25 protein-coding genes are annotated in these 23,373 nt (G+C 47.7%); 3 read left to right on the top strand and 22 right to left on the bottom strand.

Annotated elements, in window-relative coordinates; all coding sequences use genetic code 11:
* The first annotated feature begins 41 nt into the window (after positions 1 to 41).
* Both RQP50_RS18445 and RQP50_RS18440 read left to right on the top strand, forming a co-directional pair.
* Positions 42 to 626 (top strand): DUF6609 family protein, encoded by a 585-nt coding sequence (locus tag RQP50_RS18445; RefSeq protein ID WP_315746309.1) that lies wholly within the window; start codon positions 42 to 44, stop codon positions 624 to 626.
* A 258-nt stretch (positions 627 to 884) separates the two neighbouring features.
* Positions 885 to 1,760 (top strand): AraC family transcriptional regulator, encoded by an 876-nt coding sequence (locus tag RQP50_RS18440; RefSeq protein WP_315746307.1) that lies wholly within the window; start codon positions 885 to 887, stop codon positions 1,758 to 1,760.
* 55 nt (positions 1,761 to 1,815) lie between these two features.
* On the opposite strand, the gene RQP50_RS18435 is transcribed toward RQP50_RS18440, so the two are convergent.
* Positions 1,816 to 3,003, bottom strand: a complete 1,188-nt coding sequence (locus tag RQP50_RS18435) for a stalk domain-containing protein (protein ID WP_315746306.1) — start codon at positions 3,001 to 3,003, stop codon at positions 1,816 to 1,818.
* A gap of 119 nt (positions 3,004 to 3,122) precedes the next feature.
* Entirely contained in the window at positions 3,123 to 3,926 is an 804-nt protein-coding gene (locus RQP50_RS18430) for a DUF2935 domain-containing protein (protein ID WP_072731039.1), read from the bottom strand.
* A 168-nt stretch (positions 3,927 to 4,094) separates the two neighbouring features.
* Between RQP50_RS18430 and RQP50_RS18425 the strand changes: the two genes are divergently transcribed.
* Entirely contained in the window at positions 4,095 to 4,454 is a 360-nt protein-coding gene (locus RQP50_RS18425) for a hypothetical protein (protein ID WP_021256206.1), read from the top strand.
* Positions 4,455 to 4,627: 173 nt separating this feature from the next.
* Here the strand turns inward: RQP50_RS18425 and treC are convergent, their stop codons facing one another.
* The 20 genes from treC to ctaD form a co-directional block, all read right to left on the bottom strand.
* Complete coding sequence (gene treC, locus RQP50_RS18420; RefSeq protein ID WP_315746304.1) at positions 4,628 to 6,328, bottom strand: alpha,alpha-phosphotrehalase; 1,701 nt, start codon at positions 6,326 to 6,328, stop codon at positions 4,628 to 4,630.
* A 78-nt stretch (positions 6,329 to 6,406) separates the two neighbouring features.
* A complete protein-coding gene (gene treP, locus RQP50_RS18415; RefSeq protein ID WP_072731038.1) occupies positions 6,407 to 7,819 on the bottom strand; it encodes a PTS system trehalose-specific EIIBC component in 1,413 nt (470 codons plus the stop codon).
* Positions 7,820 to 8,163: 344 nt separating this feature from the next.
* Positions 8,164 to 8,880 (bottom strand): trehalose operon repressor, encoded by a 717-nt coding sequence (treR, locus tag RQP50_RS18410; RefSeq protein WP_072731037.1) that lies wholly within the window; start codon positions 8,878 to 8,880, stop codon positions 8,164 to 8,166.
* Between the two features lie 225 nt (positions 8,881 to 9,105).
* Positions 9,106 to 9,930 (bottom strand): urease accessory protein UreD, encoded by an 825-nt coding sequence (locus RQP50_RS18405; protein WP_072731036.1) that lies wholly within the window; start codon positions 9,928 to 9,930, stop codon positions 9,106 to 9,108.
* Positions 9,931 to 10,542, bottom strand: a complete 612-nt coding sequence (gene ureG / locus RQP50_RS18400; RefSeq protein WP_072731035.1) for an urease accessory protein UreG — start codon at positions 10,540 to 10,542, stop codon at positions 9,931 to 9,933.
* Between the two features lie 34 nt (positions 10,543 to 10,576).
* On the bottom strand, positions 10,577 to 11,263 hold the full coding sequence (locus RQP50_RS18395) for an urease accessory protein UreF (RefSeq protein ID WP_072731034.1): 687 nt from the start codon (positions 11,261 to 11,263) through the stop codon (positions 10,577 to 10,579).
* Positions 11,256 to 11,675, bottom strand: coding sequence for an urease accessory protein UreE (gene ureE / locus RQP50_RS18390; protein ID WP_370510453.1), 420 nt, complete (start codon positions 11,673 to 11,675; stop codon positions 11,256 to 11,258). Before ureE ends, RQP50_RS18395 begins: the two co-directional genes overlap by 8 nt.
* Before the next feature lie 46 nt (positions 11,676 to 11,721).
* A complete protein-coding gene (gene ureC / locus RQP50_RS18385) occupies positions 11,722 to 13,434 on the bottom strand; it encodes an urease subunit alpha (protein ID WP_072731032.1) in 1,713 nt (570 codons plus the stop codon).
* Positions 13,431 to 13,754 (bottom strand): urease subunit beta, encoded by a 324-nt coding sequence (locus tag RQP50_RS18380; protein ID WP_315746303.1) that lies wholly within the window; start codon positions 13,752 to 13,754, stop codon positions 13,431 to 13,433. Before RQP50_RS18380 ends, ureC begins: the two co-directional genes overlap by 4 nt.
* Before the next feature lie 25 nt (positions 13,755 to 13,779).
* Positions 13,780 to 14,082 carry an urease subunit gamma gene (locus RQP50_RS18375; protein ID WP_072731030.1) on the bottom strand — a complete coding sequence of 101 codons (303 nt, stop codon included), beginning with the start codon at positions 14,080 to 14,082 and terminating at the stop codon, positions 13,780 to 13,782.
* A 260-nt stretch (positions 14,083 to 14,342) separates the two neighbouring features.
* Positions 14,343 to 15,629: an ABC transporter permease gene (locus RQP50_RS18370; RefSeq protein ID WP_315746302.1), complete on the bottom strand. Its 1,287-nt coding sequence runs from the start codon at positions 15,627 to 15,629 to the stop codon at positions 14,343 to 14,345.
* The gene (locus tag RQP50_RS18365; RefSeq protein ID WP_315746301.1) at positions 15,622 to 16,527 is read right to left on the bottom strand and encodes an ABC transporter ATP-binding protein; all 906 of its coding nucleotides are present in this window, start codon (positions 16,525 to 16,527) and stop codon (positions 15,622 to 15,624) included. Before RQP50_RS18365 ends, RQP50_RS18370 begins: the two co-directional genes overlap by 8 nt.
* A complete protein-coding gene (locus RQP50_RS18360; protein ID WP_315746300.1) occupies positions 16,524 to 17,429 on the bottom strand; it encodes an ABC transporter ATP-binding protein in 906 nt (301 codons plus the stop codon). Before RQP50_RS18360 ends, RQP50_RS18365 begins: the two co-directional genes overlap by 4 nt.
* A gap of 30 nt (positions 17,430 to 17,459) precedes the next feature.
* Positions 17,460 to 17,852 (bottom strand): GntR family transcriptional regulator, encoded by a 393-nt coding sequence (locus RQP50_RS18355; protein WP_315746299.1) that lies wholly within the window; start codon positions 17,850 to 17,852, stop codon positions 17,460 to 17,462.
* A gap of 36 nt (positions 17,853 to 17,888) precedes the next feature.
* Positions 17,889 to 18,614, bottom strand: a complete 726-nt coding sequence (locus tag RQP50_RS18350; protein ID WP_315746298.1) for a hypothetical protein — start codon at positions 18,612 to 18,614, stop codon at positions 17,889 to 17,891.
* Between the two features lie 348 nt (positions 18,615 to 18,962).
* On the bottom strand, positions 18,963 to 19,427 hold the full coding sequence (locus RQP50_RS18345) for a DUF420 domain-containing protein (RefSeq protein ID WP_021256215.1): 465 nt from the start codon (positions 19,425 to 19,427) through the stop codon (positions 18,963 to 18,965).
* A gap of 87 nt (positions 19,428 to 19,514) precedes the next feature.
* Positions 19,515 to 20,423: a cytochrome c oxidase assembly factor CtaG gene (ctaG, locus tag RQP50_RS18340; protein WP_315746297.1), complete on the bottom strand. Its 909-nt coding sequence runs from the start codon at positions 20,421 to 20,423 to the stop codon at positions 19,515 to 19,517.
* 117 nt (positions 20,424 to 20,540) lie between these two features.
* Positions 20,541 to 20,861, bottom strand: a complete 321-nt coding sequence (locus tag RQP50_RS18335; RefSeq protein WP_021256217.1) for a cytochrome C oxidase subunit IV family protein — start codon at positions 20,859 to 20,861, stop codon at positions 20,541 to 20,543.
* Between the two features lie 4 nt (positions 20,862 to 20,865).
* Positions 20,866 to 21,486 carry a cytochrome (ubi)quinol oxidase subunit III gene (locus tag RQP50_RS18330; RefSeq protein ID WP_021256218.1) on the bottom strand — a complete coding sequence of 207 codons (621 nt, stop codon included), beginning with the start codon at positions 21,484 to 21,486 and terminating at the stop codon, positions 20,866 to 20,868.
* Entirely contained in the window at positions 21,483 to 23,333 is a 1,851-nt protein-coding gene (gene ctaD, locus RQP50_RS18325) for a cytochrome c oxidase subunit I (RefSeq protein WP_268626619.1), read from the bottom strand. Before ctaD ends, RQP50_RS18330 begins: the two co-directional genes overlap by 4 nt.
* Positions 23,334 to 23,373: the final 40 nt, after the last annotated feature.

Here is a 23,373-nt window from a genome sequence, read left to right as displayed (position 1 = left end):
AAAATTCGGTATTCAGAAGTTACATAAAGGAGACGAAACATATGCAAGAACAACCCATAGGAACAGAAACCGGAAAGCTCGAGTTTCTTAACAAACGGGTATGCGGCGCGTGGATGATCTGGATTGGGATCGTCAGCTTGGCGGGATTGCTCACTGGGGGAACACAGCTTATTTTGATGCCGGTGTTTTCTTTCGGGTATGCAATCGGAGTTTTTGGAATTTTAAACAACAAAAAAGCCTATCGACTGCTATCTTACGGTCCACCTACCGCATTCCAGAATCGAATGACGCTTATATCAATCATCGCGATGCTCGTAATGATGGTTCTGATTGGCGGGCCGCACTTCCAGGATGAAAACTATCGCATGATCTGGCTTGGCGCTTTTCTCGCCACCGGCATACACTTCGTTCCGATGGTATGGGTACACGGACGTTCCATGATCATCATTGCAATACTCTTATCCGTCAATGCGCTTGTCGGCATTATGGACGATTCGATCAGCTTCCATATGCTCGCTTATATCGACCTCGTTATCAAGGTTGTGTTCGGTCTATACTTAATGCTGTGGAGCAAACCATCTTCGATGAACATACGCCGCAAGACATCTGCGTCTAATGCTACATAGCTTCTTTACTACCACACCGATCCATGTATGATTCCGGTGTCCATAGATTGATGAACTCGCAAAACATCCCTGGCCGATCATCCGCTGACTGGCCGGGGATTTATTTATGAGCAACGGCTTCGGGTGCTGGAATTCCAAGCTTTCATGATTCGATAATTGAGGATATCCTAAATCATACGTAACGACCATTTCCATACGCGAAATGTCGGATGTCGATTATTCAACCTCGATACAATGAAGAGGAAAGGAGGGCATGACATGGATATGCTGAAGGATATGAATCTTGCTTTGGCCTATATCGAAGACAATTTGGATCAGGACATCGATTACGCCCAGGTGGCTCGACTTGCAGGAACCTCGGAATATCACTTTCGAAGACTATTTTCATATTTGGCCGGTATGTCTCTGAACACGTATGTTCGCAACCGCAGGCTGTCTCAAGCTGGTCAGGAATTACACAAGAGTGACGTTAAGGTAATTGATGTCGCGATCAAGTATGGCTACCATTCAGTAGACGGATTTACGAGAGCATTCAAGGATTGGCTTGGGATTGCTCCTTCGGAAGTGAGAGGTCTGAATCATCTGAAAGTATTTCCACGCATGACCTTCCAGCTCACTATACGAGGAGGAATCGACATGAATTATCGGATCGAACGGAAAGACGCCTTCAAGCTTGTGGGTGTGAAGCGCCGCGTGCCCATCGTATTCGAGGGCGAGAATGCTGACATTCTGAAGCTAGCTCAATCGATTACCGTAGAACAGCGGACAAAACTCCAAAGCTATCGAAATACTGACTTCACCACTGTGGTTAATGCGTCCTACCATTTCGGCGAAGAACGTCATGAAGAAAAAGGCGAGTTAGATCATCTCATCGGATCGATTACGACGCTTGATGCTGATTTTGACGGCTTTGAAGTAGTTGAAGTGCCAGCCTGTACATGGGCCATATTCAGCTCAGTTGGTTCCTACCCTCATACCCTACAGCAGACATGGGCAAAAATCGCCTCCGAGTGGCTGCCTTCATCTTCCTATGAGTTAATCGATGTGCCTGAAATTTGCTTTACCGGAGATATGTCTGACCCACATCAGGTATACAGCGAAATCTGGATCGGCGTAAAAGAAAAAGCAGAATAAGCAGAAAACCCTTGATTCGGCAGGTTAACCGAATCAAGGTTTTTTTCAATTATCATCAATACACTTCAACAACGATTTCTGCCCAAGCCCCGCGGTCAAATGCCGGAACATTGTCGGCGCTATAGAGGGTAACCAGATAGTATCCTTTATGCTGAAGCTTAACCGATCCTGTAAATCCTTGATCTTGGATAGGCAGCTTTCCTTCCTTGATGTCCTTATAAGGATTAGATTCTACAGCTTGCTCGTCAACATATTGCTGCACGGTGAAGCTAAGCGCTCCAAGCTTCTCGTTCCCAGCAACAACCCGACCAGCAATGTCGATTGAACCCCCCTGCGGAATGCGAACATAACCCGATGCAGACTGATCGAACGCGATGTACTTTTTCCCCTCATCGGATAAACGAATAGGAGACGTACTTTCATTCGAGACTTTCCTCATAACCGACAGAGACTTCTCTCCACCTGACACGGCTGTAATTTTCAACGCATTTGGTCCGGGGCGGAGCGGTAGGGTAAACTCGATTCGATTATAATGCCGACCATCAAGCAAAATGTCTTTTTTCAAGACCTTGGCATGATCATCGCCTCCTACCCAACCTCCTCCGCTCAAGGCGGTCGCGACTGATGGTGTGTTCATATCCTTTTGATAAAGCATCGTAAAGGTTGTGCTGTCTTTGTCCGTTTCCCATTTTGGCTGTAGAAGTTCGATGACTTTATTGCTCCACTTCAGTGTTACCTTCTGTTTCGCTGTAGCTGGGCTAATGCCCAAATAAGTCAAAGCTTGAATCGGTATGTAAGTGACGCCTTTGGCTATGAACGGCTTAGCAATGGTTGCTCCAGGCAAGGCAGATCCGTCTTCCATATAAACCTTATCAGAGCCTACCCGAAAGAAAAGCTGTTCAAAGGGGGGCTTCAGTTCGCTATTCATGATGACCTGGACTTGCTGGGTAGAAGCGTCAAGCATCAATAGGTCAACAGCTTCAATTGCACGCAGTGTGCGCAAAGGCACAAAAACACGCCCGTTTTTCATGATTGGCTTATCTAGAGATAAGTTTCTCCCATCCAACACGGCTTGTCCGCTGTTAACATCCATAATAAGCTCATGGGAAACACGATACATCTTGGCTACATCAAGCGTCTCATTCTTTGTATGGGCTGACGGAGCTGACTCCTGAGCAAAAACACTCGATCCACTACCAATTGCCAGCATAACAGACATAAGTAAAGCTATACATTTTTTCATGTAATCGCCTCCTACATTATCTAGTTACTTGGTTAGACGAATCAGTAGCCGAAAGAGTTGCGCATAGCTAATCGTAATGAAGTTCGAGAAACGTAAAAAAACCGCTTTGCAGCGGCGTATTACACCTTCTCATCTATCCTCGGATGATCTGGATTGCATTCCGGATCGGGTACTAAGCCTAATTGTGCTAGCTTCATTAAATAATAGCACTCTTCCCTCATCATATGATCTGGTATGAGCGGGGAAATGCGACTAAGCACTTCGGCTGACAATTCTAGATCCTCCAGTTCCTTCAAAAAGGCTCTGAACAAATTCATCTCCATATCGACGTCAGTATGAAATCTGCGGAACGCTGGAAAATCCCGAAGCTGTGTCCGCATGTACCCTGCCATTTCAATACTCTTTAAATAGAACTGTTGAAAATGATCTTCAAAATCCTTACTTTTCTGAATCAATCGCTTTTCTACAAAATCCAAATCGCTGGAAATAGATGCAGCATGACCCGCTGCGTCAGGCAACCAAAGGAAATCGTGGTGCAGTGCATCAAATTGGGGAACCGGCTTTCCTTCCAATAGGTTGGTTAAAATACGTAAGTATTCCTCAAGTTCATTCACCATGTGATTGATAAAGGTTGGAGTGAACGCAATTGTAACACGCCCAAGCAAAAGGCGCTCAAGAATGCTTAGCTTAAATTGCCGCAGGTTGATAGTTAGCGTGTAGGCTTGCTGATTCAGTGTTCCGATCTCTGTATCCGATTGCAGCTCTCGTGCTTGATGCAGAAGCTGATCGAACGCTTGAATAAATTGTTGTGCAGTCTGTATATCTGACGTTTCTTTGGGGGAGAGCGCATTGAAGATGAATCTTGCATGATCGCCTAAAATTTGCAGCCAGAAGCGATGCTCAAACAACGCTGGTTGATTCAACGGGATGACCTCCTTTATCGTTCTAACAAAGGTTTATGAAGGAGGATTAAAATTAATAACTTAGGTATCTCCGCATCTGGAGTCATTGTGCATAAATAACATTCAAGCTAGACAATATAAGGAAGATGAAACCATACGAAACTATGGATAAAAAGGAGTCTGACCCCAATGACACATACGAATACCGTGCAAATCGAACAACTAGCGCAACAATTGATTCAACAAACCAATGCAGCAACGCAAAAATACCAGCAGCTATTGCATCAAGAGCAGCAAAATGCTGCACGATTACAGGAGCTTGCTAAAATTGAACAGCATGCGGCCCATGTGATTCAGACTGCGCTTCAAGGTCATCAAACAGCTGTACAACAATTGCAGCAAATTATCAGCCTCGCCCATCAATCACATACTGCACCAACCAGTTATGCAGCGGGGTATGTGGCTCATACGTATCCACAGGTGAGCGATACGCAACATTACGTTTCACAAGTAAACACTACTCCCCAAACAGGATATAGAGGATATTAAAAATAGGCCGTTACCAACCTAATTTTCAAGCCAGCAAGCAGACAGCCGACTGACAAGATTCTGTCTTCATTAGAAGATGTCAGAAGAAGCTGTCTGCTTTCTTTTCCCCCTCTGTCTCTCCCATTAAAAAAAGCAATGCCCGGCAGGACTGCCAAGCATTGCTTCTATTTTCTCTAGTCATGATTCCCGATAAGAAAGGCCACAGACTCATAAGGTCGGAGTGTAAGCTGTTGGATCGTACTCGGTGTATCCTTATAATTGCTGATAAGGATATGCGCTTCACCGTGTAGTGCTACTTCCACTGGAAGCGTGAACTCCGCCTCCTCGCCATAGAAGTTGCTGATGACGAGCAATCGTTCTGATCCGTGTGTGCGCATGTAAGCAAATATGCGCGGATCGTCCTTCAGCAGCAGGCGGTAGTCACCATGCACGATAATGTCATACTGCTTGCGCAGTGCAATCAATTGGCGATAATGGTGGAAGACCGAATCCGGATCGCGCAGTGCCGCCTCGGCATTGATGTCTTGATAATTCGGAGCCGAGCCGATCCAAGGGATACCCGTTGTGAATCCTCCGTGATGCGAAGCATCCCACTGCATTGGCGTGCGCGAATTGTCGCGCGACTTCTGCTGCAGTGCAGCCATAATATCCGCTTCAGGAACGCCCTGCTTCTGCAGCAGGCGATGCGCATTGATCGATTCGATGTCCCGATACTCGCTAATATGCGAGAAATGCGGATTCGTCATGCCGAGCTCTTCCCCTTGATACACGTACGGTGTGCCCTGCATCAAGTGCAGCGTCGTAGCGAGCATTTTCGCCGATTGCACACGATAGGCGCCGTCATTGCCGAAGCGAGATACTACCCGCGGCTGATCGTGGTTGCACCAGAACAAGGCGTTCCAGCCCCCGCCTGTATTCATGCCAACCTGCCACTCGCTTATGATCCGCTTAAGCTGAAGGAAGTCGAAGTCGGCTTTAACCCATTTCTCCCCATTCGGATAATCGACCTTCAGATGGTGGAAGTTGAACACCATGCTCAGCTCGCGCTCATCCGGGTGCGTATACTTGATGCAGTTCTCCATCGTCGTCGACGACATTTCTCCAACCGTCAACATGTGCGGATACTGCGAGAATACACGAGCATTCATCTCCTTCAGAAACTCATGAATGCGCGGCCCGTCTGTGTAATATTTGCGTCCATCAGCCGTAGCTGTTGCCAGCGTATCGTTCGGATAGTCCTGATCCTTGGAAATCACATTGATAACGTCCAGCCGGAATCCATCAACGCCCTTATTCAGCCAATAGTGCATCATGTCGTACACTTTATCCCGCAGCACTGGATTCTCCCAGTTCAAATCAGCCTGGGTAACGTCATATAAGTGCAAATAATATTGCTCCGTTTTCTCGTCATACGCCCAGGCGCTGCCGCCAAATTTAGACTGCCAATTGTTCGGCTCCCCTCCGTTCACGCCATCCTTCCAAATATAGTAGTTGCGAATCGGATTGTCCGTACTGCTTGCAGCCTCCTTGAACCAGACGTGCTCCGTCGAGGTGTGGTTAACGACGATGTCCATAATGATGCGGATATCTTTGTCGTGCGCTTTCTGTAACAATTTCTCGAATGTATCCATCGTGCCGTATTCCGGCTGGATACGGTAATAATCGCTAATATCATAGCCGTTGTCTCTCTGCGGAGATTCGTAAATCGGCGTCAACCATATGACATCGATTCCGAGCTCCTTCAAGTAGTCCAGCTTGTCGATAATCCCCTGCAAATCCCCAATTCCGTCACCGTTTGTGTCGTTGAAGCTCTTCGGATAAATCTGATAGATGACAGATTTCTTCCACCACTCCTGCTCCAATTGTTGTGTCATTGTCTTGCACCACCATGTAGTTCTTATTTTTAGTACGATATAGGAATCGCTCTGTGTATCGCGTTATGAATGCCCTAATTATGCCTGACGCTTCGTCTTCCCGACAATAAGCGTAATGACGAACGGTACAATCAACGCCACCGCCATGCCGAGGAAGAATGGAACCCACTGCTGCGGGAAGATAGATAGGAAGCCTGGCAATCCGCCAACGCCGATAGACACGGCCTTTACCTGAAATGCTGAGATAACGACTGCGCCCAATGCAGAGCCGATCATCGCTGAGATGAACGGGTACCGCAGCCGCAGATTCACACCGAACATCGCAGGCTCGGTAATGCCCAAGTAAGCAGATATCGCCGAGGTCACGGACATCCCTTTCAGCTTCTCGTCCTTAGTAACGAACACCATCGCAAGCGCCGCCGAGCCCTGCGCAATGTTGGACAAGGCGAGAATCGGCCATAGGAACGTGCTGCCCGTGCTTGCAATGAGCTGCAGGTCGACTGCCAGGAATGTATGATGCATACCTGTTACGACAAGCAGCGCATACAAGCCGCCGTAAATAAGTCCACCCAGTACAGCCGCGTGCTCGAAAATTCCAACGAAAGCCGATGTGATGGCGTTGCCGATTGTGAAGGTCAACGGTCCAATCACGATAAAGGACAAAAACCCGGTAAGAAGCAGCGTAGTCGGAGCGACCAACAGCAGCTTGAAGCCATCCGGCACACGCTTGTTCAGAAAGCCCTCGATCTTCGCCAAGCAGAAAGCAGATACAAGTACAGGAAGCACTTGCCCTTGATAGCCAATCTTCTCGAATTCAAAACCAAACAAGTTCCAGTGCGGTACCGTACCATTCGCAACTGCATCCCCATATGCCCAAGCATTCAGCAAATCCGGATGGATAAGCATTAAACCAAGTACAATCCCGAGCAGTTCACTGCCGCCGAACTTTTTAACCGCTGACCAGCCGATCAGCCCCGGCAGGAAGACGAAGGCGGTATTGGCGATCAGATTGATCATCTCCGCGAAGCCCTTCCACTGAGCATATACATCAATGAAGGCTTGATCCGCGAAGAAGATGCCCTTGCCAGTCAATATATTGTTGATCCCCATCAATAGACCTGCCGTAATAATAGCAGGCAAAATCGGAATGAAGATATCTGCAAGCGCCTTCACTGCACGCTGCAATGGGTTCAGTTTCTTGGATGCCACATTCTTGATGTCCTGCGTAGACGCCCGTTCCCCACCGCTAATCTCAAGCAGCTTCTCGTACACCTTCTGTACAAGTCCTGGACCGATAATGACTTGGAACTGCCCGTTCGTCGCAAATGATCCTTTGACAAGTTCATTCTTCTCCAAAGCTTGCTGATCAACAATGCTTTCGTCATTTAAAGCAAAGCGAAGTCGCGTCACACAATGCGTAACCGCAGAAATATTTTCTTTTCCACCAATGGCTTCTAAAATCTGCTCAACCGAACGTTGATCAACTGCCATATCGATGTACCTCCCCAATGGAATCGCTTCCACGTTTGTTGAGATCATTATAACTTGTATAGACAGGTTTGTAAACACTTGTATAGACAAGTTGGTTTGGAGAACGTGAAAAAACAGCGCCCAGTCTAGGATTTCTTTTTCTCATCCAAGATTGCCGCTGTTTCTTATAGTTTGGTTGCGTCCAATATAAAATTCGTAAAATCGGGCGGTTTTATCATTTGAATCGGAGTTTCGATCTCGCACTTCTCCCAATAAATTTAAACGTACGTCCTTCCGTATAGCTAAGACTGCTTTAGCGCTTGAAATTATCCTTTTTACCATTACCGGAGTTACTTAGAACCCTGTCAGCGTCTCCGCGCAAAATCAGTAAACACAAATCGTTCAGGATGATGGCGCGATTCCGTATACTCGAACAGCTCGCCGTCATGCATATAAACATAGTTCTTCACAACGACAACGAAGCCGTACGATTTCATGATCAAGTGTTCCCGATCCTTTGCCGTCGCAGGCTCCACCTGGATCACGCGCTGGGCAAAGCCTATTTTGTGGCCTAATTGCTGTTCGATATAGTCGTATATCGAGCGCTCAGCAATTTCCTTCGTTAGGCCCTCCACCTTCTCTTTCAAAAAGTAATTGATATCTAAAATAATGCGCTCTCCGTCAAGCTCGCGCACCCGATGCAGACAATATGCTGTTGCGCCCAATGGCAGCTTAGTCCGCTCATGCAGCTTGTCCGTAATCGTTATTTCCTCAAAATAAGGTACGGTCGTCTCGAACTTCTGCCCGCTGCTCTCGCTTGCTTCCTTGAAGCTGACCAATCCGCCGAATGAGAACGCGATGGCATTATTGTCTAGCACATATACACCCTTGCCAGGATGGCGATTGACAAGCCCTTCTTCGACAAGCAGATCGAGCGCGTTACGTATCGTTCCCCGGCTTGTGTCATAGATAACGCAAAATTCATGCTCCGAAGGAAGCTTTGTTCCCGGTGCGTACTCACCTGAAGCAATCTTCCCCTTAATCTCTTCATAAATAGTCATGTATAGCTTACTTGTGCTCATATTAGCAACTAACCCCCAATAATGCTTCCGTCCTAACCTTCATTGCTTGCCTCTATCATATCACGATTGCTTCAGCAGTTAAAAAGAAGAAAGCCTCTCAGCGCAGGCACCGCTAAAGCCAATGAAAAAGACGCTGCCCGTGCAGCGCCTCTACAATGATGAAGTGTGTGAGTATCAGTTTATAAAACATTGATGACATTGCTTAGAAGTTCAAACAAAACCTGCTCAGTATTTTCTGAGAAAACTTGGGGTCGTATTGAAAAATGACTGATTGATAAACCGGTGGCAACACGCAAAAATTGCTTCTATCGTTTGAGTCGAGTTTGCAAGTACACGCACCATCAACCCAGACACCGGAAGCAGGGATAAGCCGATTCGGCAATCCTCGGAAATTCCATCAATCTCATGGTAAAGCCGATCCAAGAAATCCTGATCGACCTGTTCCGAGATCATCATCATCGACCCGAGATGCGAATAACCTTCCATAAGACCAAGGGAAGTCATACGATGCGCCTTAGGATTCAATTTGATATGGTCATGAACCGCTAATACGCCATCCAAATAAATCTCGTTCATGAATTGCAGCAGGTCATAACTGAATTGCCGCCCATCGGGAGACCATCCGGAGGTGACGATTTCGGAATACAGCAGATTAGCTCCCTTTTCCATCCGAATGACCGTTTTTTGCTTATACCGTGCATGTTCGTACCCGATGATCGGATCAGTTATATATTCGAGATAGCTGCCATTCTTCAACTGGATTTCAACTTCTTGATAGGCGGGTTTCTTCGGCGTTTTGTAGATTTTGGTCGCAGATTGCGTCGTTAAAGTGAGCCGGGCACCTTCCTCCAATGAAACCTGCATCAGATAACGGTCCCCGTCCAGATAACCTCCGCCCGGATTCAATATATAGTAACACGCCTGCCCCGAATCATCGTGATAGATTGGCCGCATCACTTTAAATGCACCTTGAAAATACACGTTTCTGGCGACGGTTTTACCGCTTCTCACCTCAGCATTCAGCCGCAGAACCCCCGTCCATTCCTCCATTTACTCCAGATCCTTCAAGAACGCATTTCTTTTGATCCAATGGATGACCTGATCCAATCCTTTGTTATCCTTCAAATTGGTGAACACAAACGGTTTATTCCCGCGGAAAACCTTCGTGTCCGCTTCCATCACTTCCAGGCTTGCCCCGACATAAGGCGCCAGATCGGTTTTGTTGATAATGAACAGATCCGATTTGATCATGCCCTGTCCGCCCTTGCGCGGAATTTTCTCCCCTTGCGCCACGTCGATAATATAAATTGAAAAATCAACCAATTCAGGACTGAAAGTGGCCGCGAGATTATCTCCACCGCTTTCCACAAAAATAAGCTCGACATCCGGATGGCGCTCAATCAGTTCGTCGATGGCCGCAAAATTCATCGAAGCGTCCTCGCGGATGGCCGTGTGCGGACATCCTCCAGTTTCAACGCCGATTATCCGATCCACGGGCAGAACGCCGTTCTCCATTAGAAATTTGGCGTCTTCTTTTGTATAAATATCATTTGTGACGACAGCCATACTGATTTCCCCTTCAAGATGACGGGTTATTTTTTCAACGAGCAGTGTTTTTCCAGCTCCGACCGGCCCACCGATCCCGATTTTAATAGGCCCCATAATTCACACGCTTCCTTCTGTTATGGAATATTCACTACGACATGAAAATCCGAATATTGACACGCTCATGCTTCATTTGCGATAATTCCAGACCGGGCGATACGACTCCAAAATCCTCCACATCCAATCGGCCGATTTGTTCTACCGCTTGAATTAATCCATCCTGACATTGCTTCAGTACCTTCTGCCCTGCCGTTTGGCCTAATGGAATTGCGCGAACCGCGTTTTGGACCAAGCTGGAGACGACTGAATAGAGATAATACAAAAGGGTCGTCGTCCCGGAAACGCCGAGATTGTGTCCGACCATCGTAAACACGATGGCCGGATGCCCAAAACTCAACTTTTCAAGGATACGCCCCCTATACTTGGAGAACACAGGCGACTCATACAAAGACTGCACGAGGTTTAACATCCGGTCTCCCATCTTTTGCGTACCTTCCCTTGTCTCGCGGGGCAGATTTTGCACAAACAGCATCCGATCCAGCTTCCATATCGTCTCCATATCCCCTGCCTGCAGCGCGTCAAAGACAAGACGGGACGCAAGCCCGTCCGCGTATACAAGCTGTTCATGAATATAGGTATCGAGCCATTCGGTAAATGTGGCCTGATCCCTAACCCGATCTTCCTGAATGTACGTTTCAAGTCCGAAGGAATGGCTAAAGGCTCCAGTAGGAAAGTTGGAATCGCAAAGCTGAAATAGAGCGAGTGCTTGCTTATCCATGACTGTGGCCAATATGACGAAACGCCTGCTTTACTTTCCGGTTTTCCCGTACATAGGGAATGTGCAACTGTACCAGCAGTTCCTCCACAAGATAGTCGTATTGAACAAGCATTTCGTCACCTTCGAATTGGGCAGGCAAATGCCGGTTGCCTAATTGATGTGCGATATGGCCCATTTCTTGCAGGCTGCGCGGACGAATTGCAATTAAGTCATCGGAGCGGACATCCACAATGATCATGTTCTTGTCGTCCATATATAACACGTCGCCGACCACTAAATCGCGCTGCTCTGACAGTCGGATCCCAATTTCATTGCCATGGTCGGTTGTAACGCGCTGAATCCGTTTGACGAGATCACCGCTTTCCAAATATACTTTCTCGATATGCCGCTTTCCGACTTCTTCCTTGTTCATTTGTTCGATATTTGCAATTACCTTCTCGATAATCATCAGCTTCACCTCAAAATAAGAAATAACGCTGTCCCATCGGCACTTTATCCACCGGTTCGCATGTCATGAGCTCTCCATTAACCCGAACCTCATACGTTTGCGGATCAACCGTGATCTCAGGCGTTTCAAAATTCAGCTTCATATCTTTTTTCGTTAATGTCCGGATACCGTGCACAGGCAGAACGATTTTTTCGAGCCCCAACTGTTCGTGAACTTTGTTGTCAAAAGCAGATTGCGAAATAAAAGTGATGGAGCTTTGGGAACGTGCTTTCCCATATTGTCCGTACATCGGACGGTAAATGACCGGCTGCGGCGTTGGAATGGATGCGTTCGCATCCCCCATCAGGCTTTGGGCTACCATCCCGTTTTTGATGATCATTTCAGGCTTCACGCCGAAAAACGCCGGAGACCAAATGACAAGGTCAGCGATTTTTCCGACTTCAACCGATCCGACATACTCGGAAATCCCGTGCGTAATGGCCGGGTTGATCGTATATTTAGCTACATAACGTTTAGCGCGGTTATTATCGGAAAGCTCACGGTCACCCGGAAGCATGCCCCGCTGTTTTTTCATTTTGTCTGCGGTCTGCCATGTTCGTAAAATGACTTCACCGATGCGGCCCATCGCCTGCGCGTCTGAACTGACCATGCTAAATACGCCCATATCCTGGAGAATGTCTTCAGCGGCTATCGTTTCGCGCCGAATGCGGGAATCCGCAAAAGCCAGATCCTCCGGTATCGACGGATTCAGGTGGTGGCACACCATCAACATATCCAGATGCTCGTCGATCGTATTAATCGTATACGGCAGCGTCGGATTGGTGGACGAAGGCAGCACATTCATATAGCTGGCCGATTTAATCAGGTCAGGAGCATGGCCTCCCCCGGCCCCTTCCGTATGATACATATGGATCACCCGACCTTTGATCGCTGCCATGGTGTTCTCCATAAAGCCACCTTCATTCAAGGTGTCGGCATGAACCGCAACCTGCACATCGAACTTGTCGGCCACGCTTAATGCATGATCCAGCGCCGAGGCGGTCGCTCCCCAGTCCTCATGCACCTTCAGCCCGATCGCTCCGGCCCGTACCTGCTCGGCAAGGGGTTCTTCCGCCGCAGCTTGTCCTTTTCCCGTAAACCCGACGTTAATCGGCAGCCCTTCGGCCGCCTGCAGCATGCGGTGGATATTCCACTCTCCAGGAGTTACTGTGGTTGCCTTTGAGCCCGCAGCTGGACCTGTTCCGCCGCCAATTAACGTCGTTAGGCCTGAAGACAGCGCCGTCTCGACCTGTCCGGGATTAATAAAATGCACATGCGTATCGATGCCGCCGGCGGTAACGATCTTGCCCTCCCCTGCAATAATTTCCGTCGCTGCGCCAATGACGATATCCACATGATCCATGATCAAAGGGTTGCCCGCTTTGCCGATCCCCGCTATCCTTCCGTCACGGATTCCGATATCCGCTTTATAGATGCCGGTATAATCCAAAATAATTGCGTTCGTAATCACGACATCCGGAATATCGTCGCCGCGGGTCGCAAGCGGATGCTGGCCCATGCCATCGCGGATCACTTTTCCTCCGCCAAAAACAACCTCATCACCATAAGAGGTAAAGTCCTTTTCAATTTGGATAATGATATCCGTGTCCGCTAAGCGGATCGAGTCTCCCGTTGTCGGTCCGTACATTTGCGAATATTGACTTCTGGACATTCTAAAGCTCATGATTCGCATCCGCCTCCCACAGATCCATCCGTCTTGTTATTAAATCCATACACACGGCGCTCCCCTGAATAATCAATCAGCTCCACTTCTTTTTCATCCCCGGGTTCAAAGCGAACCGCGGCGCCCGCCGGAATATTCAAACGCTTCCCAAATCCGCTCTTGCGGTCAAAAATGAGAGCTTCATTAACTTCATAGAAATGAAAATGCGATCCAACCTGCACAGGACGGTCGCCGGTATTTTTGACAGTACATCTCAAGACGGTTTTGCCGGCGTTGCATATAATATCTTCCTTCTGTAAAAAGATTTGTCCAGGTATCATCAGACTCTCTCCCAACGCAGTTCATCTATCGTATCGGATGATGTACAGTTACTAGTTTCGTGCCGTCCGGAAAGGTGGCTTCAACCTGGATATCGTCGATCATCTCAGGAATTCCGTCCATCACATCGTCGCGGGACAAAATCGTCGCCCCATATTCCATAAGCTCCGCAACTGTTTTCCCGTCCCGGGCCCCTTCAATAACTTCATAAGTAATCAGCGCAACAGATTCAGGATGGTTTAACTTAAGACCCCTTTCCCGTCTTCGCTTGGCGAGATCAGCCGCAACAACGATGAGAAGTTTATCGATCTCACGGGGCAGCAATTGCATAGTATGAGCCTCCTTCGAATTTCGAAACCGGTTTCGCACTGAAGAGAATGAACTCAATCCCTAGGTATGCACCTTCCCTCTGACTCAATCAGATTAAAGTGGTATTTTTTACCTATATAATATAATAAAAAAACCAGTAGAAACAAGAAATTTCGCTTCTACTGGTCCTAAAATATATAAAAAATTCACAAAAAATATATCAATTAGCAACCAAATCTATCTCAATGATAGCTGTTACTCACAACAGTAATCACGCATCTTTAAATCTTGTACGCCTTCATCGCCTTGCGAAGTTCCTTCCACGATGGGCGCTTGCCGTACATCAGTACGCCCGTGCGGTAAATCTTCGCAGCGAGCCAGCCGAAGAACAGGATGGATACGATCAAGATCGCAATGCTCACCCAGAATTCCCACCATGCTGCATTTCCCGTACCAATCCGCAGCAGCATCGAGGTCGGTGTGAAGAATGGAACAAAGGATGTCGCTTTTACCAGCAAGGTGTTCGGTGACGACACGCTAAACATTACAATGTAGAATGCCGCCAACGATAGCATCGTAATCGGCATAATCGCTTGTGCCAAGTCTTCAGTCCGGCTAACGAGCGAGCCTACTGCTGCGAACAGCGTTGCATATAAGAAGTAGCCAAGCACATAGAGCAGCAATCCACCACCAACCACTGTCCAATCAATCATCGAGATATCGAAGTTGAGTGCCTTCAGTGGGGCTGAATTATGCGGCAGCAGCAGATTAATCATAACCACAACGAAGAACACAATAATTTGTATCAGCCCAAGTATGAACATGCCGATAATTTTCCCGAACATTTGCGCGAGCGGCGATACGCTCGTAATGAGAATTTCCATAATACGCGAGCTCTTCTCTTGCGTAACCTCGGATGCAATCATGTTACCTGTCATCGTATTCGTCATGAAGAACAGAATGATCAATACCATAACGACGATAATCGAAATCGTTTTTTGTATCGGATTTTCTTCCTTCGCTTTCTCGCCTTCCTTCACGATCTTCTGTGTATCAATCGTAACCGGCTTGCTCAGCTCTGCCTTCTGCTGTTCGGTAAGTGAATCCTTCACGAGCCATTCAGTCTTCACTGCACTTAATGCACCTGTAACCGTCGCCTCATCGCCATGTCCAAGCTCATCCTTGCCATGGAACACAACCTGCGGGAACGATTGCTTCTCCACATTGCCCGCTTCGTCCTTCTTTGGCTCGAACTTCAAGTATCCTTCCAGATCGCCGGACTCCGCTTTCTTGCGGAGATCCTCTTCTGAAGCAGACGGAACAAGTTTCAAGTCGCTGCCGCCATGCTTCGTCAATTGATCTTCAAATGATTTCACAATGTCCGCGTACTCTCCACCCTGTACCAGACCGATTGATGTAGGCTCATTGCTCGAAAATTGCGAGATCAGATACGGAATATTAACCCCAACTGACATAATGAGTGCTAAAATAATCGTCGTAATGATGAACGACTTCGTCATCATCTTCGTCTTCAATGTGAATCGAATGACCGTCCCCAGGTTATGCATTTGATTCGCCTCCAACTGCTTTAATGAAGATCTCGTTCAATGTCGGCTCCTTCAGCTCGAACTGCTGAACTGTCGATTGTGCCATCGCAAGCTGCAGGATATCCTGTGCGGCCACTTCATTCGTAATGTGCAGTTTATAACCGTCTCCTGTTCGGGAAACGGATTGGACGCCTGCGATGCGATCCAAACCATCCACATCTCCACTCGTGCGCAGGATGACATGCTCTCGTGGATATTGAGATTTCAATTCACGCAGCGACCCTTGCAGCACCGCATTACCCTTTTGCAAAATCGTCAGGTTCTGGCACAGTTCTTCTACATGCTCCATCCGGTGCGTAGAGAAAAGAATGCTCGTGCCTTGATCGCGCAGCTCCTTAACCGTCTCCTTCAACAATTCGACGTTAACGGGATCCAAGCCGCTGAACGCTTCGTCCAAGATGAGCAGCTTCGGCTTGTGAACAATAGCTGCAATGAAGCCGATTTTCTGCTGATTCCCCTTAGACAGCTCCTCAATTTTCTTGTTGTAGTTTTCCGGTACATTGAACCGTTCCAGCCAATACTTTAGGTTCTTGTCTGCTTCCGCACGCTTCATCCCGCGCAGCTGCGCCAAGTACGCTACCTGCTCGCTAATCTTCACCTTCGGGTACATTCCCCGTTCCTCCGGCAAATACCCGAGAATACGAGTCAGCCCTTCATGATACGGCTTGCCATGATACGAAATAGATCCGCCATCTGGATAAATAAGACCAAGAACCATCCGCATTGTCGTCGTCTTGCCCGCACCATTCGCACCAAGCAATCCGTAGATTTCCCCTTCTTCTACCTTAAAGCTAAGACCATTCACGGCTGTCTTGTCACCGTACTGCTTCACGACTTGCTGCAACTGTAATGGATTCATTGCGCGTATACGCTCCCCTCAATATGCATCTCAATCATATAAGCTAATATGTCATCCAGCTCCAATGCATGAGTCTGAACAACCTCAATCCCTTCATCGTGCAAAAAACGCTCCAAACCGGTAGCATTATGCGCAATAAGTCTTACCCCGAAGCGCTCCTGCATAGCCTTCATCAGACCTGGTGCACCTTCGTAATCCGCTGCCTCGCCATCCACGACGAACACCTTCCACGCATCGAACAGGGCGTCCTTTTCCGTAAAATGAAGCACCTTGCCCTTATGCATGACCAGAATATAATCAGCCAACCGCTTTACCTCATCTACGATATGTGTCGCGATTAAGACGGTCCGCTTCCCATCCTTTAAATACGCATGCAAATCATTGATCATCATGCGCCAAGATAGTGGATCGAACCCGGAGGACGGTTCATCAAGCACTAGCAGCTCTGGCTTCGGACATATCGCAACGATCAAATCCAGCTTACGGCGCATTCCCTTCGACAGCTTGCTCAGCTTCTGCTTCGGCGGCAGCTCATACTTCGCCATAAGCTGATGGTAGAGCTGCCAATCCCATGATGGATACCACTGTGATACAAAGGATACAAGCTGTTCCGCTGTCATATCGTCCACCTCCGAATCGGAGTTCTCCGCTACGTAGCCAATACGCGCCTTCACAAGTGTACTTAGCTCTGGCTCTGTCTTCTCCTGCAGCACGGTTATCGTCCCTTCATCAGGATGAACAAGCCCCAGGCTCATTCCGAGCATCGTCGTCTTGCCTGACCCATTTGTACCTATGATCGCGGTGACACAGCCTTGTGGTATGCATAGATTTAACGGGCCAATGCGGAAGTTGTCACGCTGCTTCACTACCTGTTTCATCTCAATTACATGTTGATTGTCCAATGCTTCTCCCCCCCTAGTACGCACCAAATGCTAGCTCCCGCTGTGCTTGCGCTGGATGACTTCCTGAAGCATCAGCATGAGTTCATCAGTGGATACATCCACATGCATTGCAGCTTCAACGGCTTGCTCAAGTGCCTGCTCGATTGCTTCCTTCCGATACCTGTCGCGTTCTGCCGCTTGAACCGGTGTCACAAACGTCCCCGTGCCCTGCTTCGTCCGCAGCAGCCCTTCGTTCTCCAAGTCTTGATACACCCTTCTTACCGTGATGACGCTGCATTGGAGCTGATTCGCGAATTCACGTATGGATGGTAGCAGCATCCCCTCTTCGACCTGTCCGCTCAGGATAAGTGCGCGAAGCTGATGTTTAATCTGGGCGTACAACGGTTCAGAACTGTTCGTATTAATTTGAATCGGTATAAACACCGCTCCTCATCACCTCCTGACTCGTTCTGTGCTTATTCACATCCAATCTCGCTTCAGAACGATCTTATGCAATCGATTCATTCCGATCACTATCGAATTGACGATGATAACAATGGACAACACGATACCCATCCAAGGGTACGATCGCGCTACGTCTACCACAGTCTGTAAAATACTTCCGTCCGCTACCGCTATCAGGACGGACACCATGGTTATAACGCCTAGTAGAATAAATGTATACCTCATATATCGTCGTCCGCTCATGCTCAGCTCACACGAGATATACAACCAATTAACAGCAACAGCGTACGCTACCAGCATGAATACATAGGATAAGATGCTGATCCAGCCAAGACTTCTCAGTGTCTCACTGAGTAAGTAGTGCCCCACGATAACAATGCTCATATTAATCAACAGAGCCACACACATCTGCATCGTACGTGAATACACTATGGTTCTCGCATCGATTGGGAGTATGCGCAGCTTCCTCATCCATTTCGTATACGAGTCATCCTTCATATATCGCATCGATCTTCGTGAGATAAAGAAGCCAAGATTCGGGATCGTAAAAAGAAACACAAAATCCGCAACCCCCTTGAAAGCTCTCGTCAAGACCTCGTCGCCACGAAATAACTCTCGCAACACCAGACCGCTCATCGTGGCCATATAAACACTGAACGCTACCGTCATCAACAAGCCCCATTTGAATCGAACAAGATCGCTCTTTACAAGCATCCACGCTTCTCTATATGGTCTACGCACTTCAAGACCCCCTTTATATCAAACTGATTCACACTATAGATCGGTAAATCAAGTGTGCTTGCTCGCTCATCACTGTGCTTACTGTATATATCTTTATACACAGTATAATGAGTGACTACTTCCCTGTCAATTCATCATTAGGAAAAATAAACATTACCCTATCCAGACTCATCTTTATTTGCACCGTTAAAAGCCTACTATGATGAAGAATCTAAGCACGCAAAAAAGCTCGTTCTTTCTGCACTAAAATGCAGAAAGAACGAGCTTTTTCTAAAACAAAATATTACACTCACGAACAAGCCAGCTATCCGTGGAAATCCTCTTCATAGACCGCCGTCTATTGATTGATTACAGACCAAATATAGCATCTATTACTGGCTTTGTATGACCACCTGGATACAAAATATACAGCAAAAGATATACGGTTGCCCCTGTAATTGCAGTGATGAACCAGATGACAGAGGTGAACTTGCCCAGTTTGCGGTGCTTCGCATAACTCCCTTTATACCCTGTATACAGTGTCGTCAAGCCGAACACGGCTGCTACAGCTGCAAGCACAATATGGAACAACAGGAAGACCAGATAATATACCTTAAGGTCATCCGGGCCGCCCCATGCGGTATTGCCAACGAAAACCGTGCGAGACGCATAAATAATGAAGAAGATTGTCGCAGCTACGGCCGCTGCCAGCATCGTCTTCTTATGCTGCTCCCGCTTACCCTTAATAATTTGAGCCCAACCAATAGCGACCAGAATTGCGCTGACGACGATGAACGTCGTGCTTATAGTTGGCATAATAAAGTACAGATCCACGAATGAAACGCCCTCCTCATATGCATCGGCAACAAAGCAGCCAGTACCTCATCTGCTTCTGCTTACGCTACCCATTATAGAGCATTTTTACGAATTCAACTGCCCTTCTGCTGCGGTGTCCACAAAATCGTCATCATCTTTACTTTCACGTCTGAACCAGTGGACGAATACGTAGAAGAGAATACAGCCATACATCGTTTCTTGAATCAGCTTCATTAAAATGCCTCCGAGCTGTTGATCTTCAATCGGAGTGAACCAATTAAAGAAGACAGGCCCATCAAATGCGGCGAGCATCTTTACAGGATCCCCGGATATGCAATAGCCCATTGCCTGCACCCAGGCTTCCTTGTCCACATACGTAGCATAGAGAGGCTCGCTTGCAAAGATGATTAATGCACAGGCAGGAGTAATTAGAACGCCATTCAAAAAAACATAGCCCATCTTCTTCACATCTGTCAGCGAGTTCCACTCTGGTACCGGAACGACGATCGGCCACCACATCAGCATAGCAGCAATGAACAATACAATGTAGTAAATAATATGTTCCGTATAATGAGTCATGACGTAATCATGCACTGCCGGCACATGATAGAAAGAGAACAAGGTATTGAATAGAACAGCGCTAAGAATCGGATTCGTTAACAGCTTCAATCGCTTCAGCGGCTTGCGATCCAATAGATATCGCCATAACCAGGACGGAATAGCTAATAATAGAAGCGGCGGTACAATAATGTATGATAATGCCATCATCGCCATATGGAAGGTGAACATCATATGACTCATCATATTAATAGGTCCGCCTTGAGCTAGGTAGAGCAAGCCTGTCCCAATTACAAACATTAGCTTCTTCGACGCAGGCACTGGCTCAGAAGATGAGAATCGATTGCGAAAAGGCCCTGTCAGCCCGAAATATAACACATTGATAAGCACCGTTGCTGTAAGAAACAACGGACTCCACACATCATAGAAACTAAAGTACTCTGTCAATCCGAACATAAATGTTCAGCCCTCCTCATCCTGCAACACCCGAGGCGCCACCATTTCGCCACATTTAGCCCTATTACGGAAAAAGAGGCGACGCTCTTCGCGTCCCCTCTTCTCACTTATCCGACTTTACCACCATACCCAATACACAGCCATTATGATGGCCGTGAAAGCAATGACGGCTCCACCTATCATGAACAGTATCGGAATCATATGTCCTTTATCTTTCATATGCATCCAATACCCCATCTGAATGACAACCTGCAAGACTGCCATGACGAGAAGGATGATAACCGTGAACGTTGGGTTTACTTCACCCGCTGAACCTACCGTAGCAAATGCGATCAACGTAAGCACAATAGAGAAGATGAATGCAATAATATGCTTCTGCTTGCCCTCATGCTTATGTCGACGCTTCGAGTTGTCTGATGTTACTTGGTGTGTTGTCACTTGGTTAACCCACCTTTCCCATGAGGTATACAACTGTGAAGATGAATACCCACACAACGTCGATAAAGTGCCAGTACAGTGCGGAGACGTAAATCTTCGGTGCTGTAACCAAATTCAAGCCCTTCTTCATTGTTTGCAAAATAACAAGTGTGATCCATACGACACCAAAGGCAACGTGCGCGCCATGGAAGCCGACCAGGGTGTAGAAGGATGAACTGAACGCACTCGTCGTAAACGTGTGACCTTCATGCACATATTCTACGAACTCGTATATTTCAAGACATAAGAATCCTAGTCCCAATGCAACCGTTACTGCGAGCCAGCTGAGCATGGCTTTGACTTCTTTGCGATGCATCGCTTGAATAGCGAACACGCTCGTCAAGGAGCTGGTCAGCAAGATCATTGTAGCAGCCGCAATCATTGGAAGCTTGAACAGCTCGGAAGCGGCAGGACCATCACCGATTTGGTTGCGTAGCGCAAGGAATGTTGCGAACAGCGTACCGAACAATACTGCCTCTCCGCCAAGGAACAACCAGAAGCCGACGACCTTATTGCGGCCTTCTAGGGTTGCTTTTTCCGGCTCATGTGGCCATTCGCCTTCTGCGTGATGTGCATGTGCACTCATGCTTTAACCCCCTTCTGCTCCAACTCTTCCGGTTCGATATGATATCCATGGTCGTCCTTAATCGAACGCAGGAACATACAGCCGAATGTAATCAGCAGGCCGAAACCTGCAACGATATGATTGTTGAACAAACCGTTCAGCAGTGCATTATTGAAATCATCCTTCGCGAACATGAAGCCGAAGCCTGCCACGAACAAGCCAACAGACATCATGAACGGGAGAATAGATGGCGATGGCATATGAATGGAACCAATCGGCTCTGCAGCCGGCATTTCCGTGTTGCCCTCCATCTTTTCTTTCCACCAAGCATCATAGCCGCGCACAAGCGGAGTTTGCTTGAAGTTGTACTCTGGCGGTGGAGATGGAATTGTCCATTCCAGCGTACGTCCATCTTCCCAAGGATCGTTGCCCAGGTTCTTCGGATCTCTTGATGTAATTGCAATGTTGTACAAGAACATAAGAACCCCGATACCCATCATGATTGCCCCGATCGTACTTACCAAGTTCATGAGGTCGAAGCCTTGATTCGGCAAGTACGTAAAGACCCGACGCTGCATTCCAATCAAACCAAGGAAATGCTGAACGAAGAATGTCAATTGGAATCCAATCCAGAACATCCAGAAGGTAGCTTTGCCTAGTCCTTCACGAAGCATGCGTCCGAACATCTTCGGCCACCAGAAATGGAGCCCTGCGAACAAGCCAAGCACCAAACCACCAACAATAACGTAGTGGAAGTGCGCTACGACGAAGTACGTATCATGGAACTGGAAGTCAGCAGGCGCAGATGCCAGCATGACGCCTGTAACCCCACCCATAACAAATGTTGGAATGAAACCTACTGCGTACAGATTGGCCGCGGTGAACTTAATCGAACCGCCCCACATCGTGAATAGCCAGTTAAATATTTTAATACCGGTTGGTACTGCGATAAGCATCGTTGCAATCGAGAACAGCGCATTCGCTACTGGCCCAAGACCGACTGCGAACATATGGTGAGCCCATACCATGAAGCCCAAGAACCCGATCAGGATCGTTGCGAATACCATAGAGCTGTACCCGAATAGGCGCTTGCGAGAGAACGTACTGATGACATCGGAGATAATACCGAATGCCGGTAAAATCAGAATGTACACTTCCGGGTGACCGAAGATCCAGAAGATGTGCTGCCAGAGCACCACACTTCCTCCATTCGGTACATAGAAGAAGTTCCCGCCAAACAAGCGGTCGAACATGAGCAGGATCAATCCTACCGTTACTGCAGGGAAAGCGAACAGAATTAATGCAGACGTAATAAAGGACGCCCATGTAAACATCGGCATGCGCATGAAGGACATTCCCGGCGCGCGCATGTTAATAATCGTTGCCAAGAAGTTAATGCCCCCGATGAGTGTACCCAAACCAGAAATCTGCAAGCCGATGGTGTAGAAATCCACACCGTGCGTTGGGCTATAATCCGTATTTGATAACGGTACGTAAGATGTCCAGCCTGCATCAGGCACACCGCCCATCAGCCAGCTCAAGTTCAGCAGCAAGCCGCCGAAGAAGAATGTCCAGAAGCCGAGTGCGTTCAAGAACGGGAACGCAACGTCACGAGCCCCAATCTGTAGCGGGATAATGGCATTCATTAGTGCAAAGATAATCGGCATTACGCCGAGGAAAATCATCGTTGTGCCGTGCATGGTAATCAATTCATTAAAAGTTTTTGCGTCTACGAAATCATTCATAGGCTGAATTAATTGTATCCGGATCAAGATGGCCTCAATACCGCCAATACCGAAGAAAAGTGCTCCGGCGATAAGGTACAGAATGCCGATCTTCTTATGGTCGACCGTCGTCAGCCAATCCATCAAGCCGCGATGTCGCTTCACCGTGTGAGCCAAGGTCGTT

The organism is Paenibacillus suaedae (genome assembly GCF_032337355.1).
Classification (GTDB): domain Bacteria; phylum Bacillota; class Bacilli; order Paenibacillales; family Paenibacillaceae; genus Paenibacillus_B; species Paenibacillus_B suaedae.
Note: the sequence above shows the minus strand (reverse complement) of the source record. Positions and strands in the feature narration are given on the sequence as shown.